Source organism: Burkholderia sp. E168m23 (genome assembly GCF_016586125.1).
GTDB lineage: Bacteria > Pseudomonadota > Gammaproteobacteria > Burkholderiales > Burkholderiaceae > Burkholderia > Burkholderia orbicola.
Genome location: NZ_BCPP01001277.1, coordinates 1 through 1,570, shown reverse-complemented (window position 1 = coordinate 1,570; position 1,570 = coordinate 1). Strand labels below are relative to the sequence as shown.

1 protein-coding gene and 1 pseudogene are annotated in these 1,570 nt (G+C 67.9%); both read right to left on the bottom strand.

The annotated features are described in order from the left end of the window. Positions 1–681: glycosyltransferase (locus JMF90_RS36525; protein ID WP_201326291.1), on the bottom strand; the 681-nt coding region annotated here is incomplete at its 3' end. Positions 682–964: 283 nt separating this feature from the next. Beyond that, a pseudogene (locus tag JMF90_RS36520) lies at positions 965–1,543 on the bottom strand (AAA family ATPase); the annotation flags it as partial. Between the last annotated feature and the right edge of the window lie 27 nt (positions 1,544–1,570).

The following is a 1,570-nucleotide window of genomic DNA, read 5'->3' as shown; positions in this document are numbered from 1 at the left end:
GACGTGTGGCAACGCGAAAAGCGGCTTGATCTCGCGGTCGAAGTATTCCTGGTCGGCCGCGTCGATCTTCGCGGCGATCCGGATCGGCAGCCCGCACTGGCGGGCGATGCGGATCGCGGTATCGACGCGTTTTTCCGGCGAGATGCGGCCGAGGAACGCGAGATAGCGCGGCTCGACGGGCTGCGGCATGTACAGCGTATCGGGTAGCCCGTGATAGACGGTCGTCAGCCATTTCGCCTGCGGCAACGGCTGGCGCTGCGCATTGGAAATCGAGATCACCGGCGCCGTATTGAACGTGTCGAACACCGGTTGCTGCTCGGGCAGGTCGAGCCGGCCGTGCAGCGTCGTCACGTAAGGCGTTTCCTGCCGGTTGAAGACCGAGAACGAGTAGTAGTCCATGTGGAAATGGAGCACGTCGAAATCCTTCGCGCGGCGCGCGACCGTCTCCATCAGCAGCATGTGCGGCGCGACCCGGTCGCGGATCGACGAATCGAGCCGCAGCGCGCGCGGCCACACGGATTCGAGCTTCGCCCGCGTCGTCGAATCGCCGCTCGCGAACAGCGTCACGTCGTGGCCGAGGTCGACGAGCGCCTCGGTGATGTAGGACACGACGCGCTCCGTGCCGCCGTACAGCTTCGGGGGCACGGATTCGGTCAGCGGGGCGATCTGGGCAATTCTCATGGTCCACGTCTCCTGTGTCCTGTCCGTTGCGGCGCGGCGGCGGAGCACTCGCTCATGCGAGCCCGCCCTGCGTCCATGCAGCGCCGGCCGGCATGGCTCCCGCCGGATATCTCATTATTATTCGCGATCCCGATGAGCGGAACCGCAGGTCTTTCATTTTTTGGGGGTTGTTACAGACCGGATACATTCGGCCGATCGAGCGCGGACGCCTCGTTTCGCGCCCGGCCGGCCCCATTCGGCGCCTCCTGGCGCCGCTCACGGCCTCGAGCACGCAATCAGGCGGTCAACGCGATGGCCACTTCCAGGGCGGCAGGTCGCGCGAATCGGCATCGACGAGCGCGGTCGCGCCGAGCTGCTTGTCGAGCACCAGCGATTCGCAGTCGGCCTCGCGCTCGAGCGTCGCGATGAGCCGCGCCGCGTGCGACACGACCAGCACCTGCGAACGCCGGGCGGCCTGCGCGATCAGGCGGCCGAGCGCCGGCAGCAGATCGGGATGCAGGCTCGTCTCCGGTTCGTTCAGCACCATCAGCGCCGGCGGCCGCGGCGTCAGCAGCGCGGCCGCGAGCAGCAGGTAGCGCAGCGTGCCGTCCGACAGCTCGGCCGCCGCCAGCGGCCGCAGCAGCCCCGGCTGGCGCATCAGCACGTCGAAGCGGCCGCGGCCGCCCGGATTGTCGATCTCGACCGACGCGCCGGGAAACGCGTCGTCGATCGCCGCATCGAGCGCCGCCGCGTCGCCGATTTCGCGGATCGTCTGCAGCGCGGCGGCCAGGTCGGCCCCGTCGTCCGCGAGCACCGGCGTATGGGTGCCGATGTGCGACTGGCGTGCCGGCGCCTGCGCATCGGTCCGGAAATGGTCGTAGAACGTAATAACTTCGTATAGCATACATTA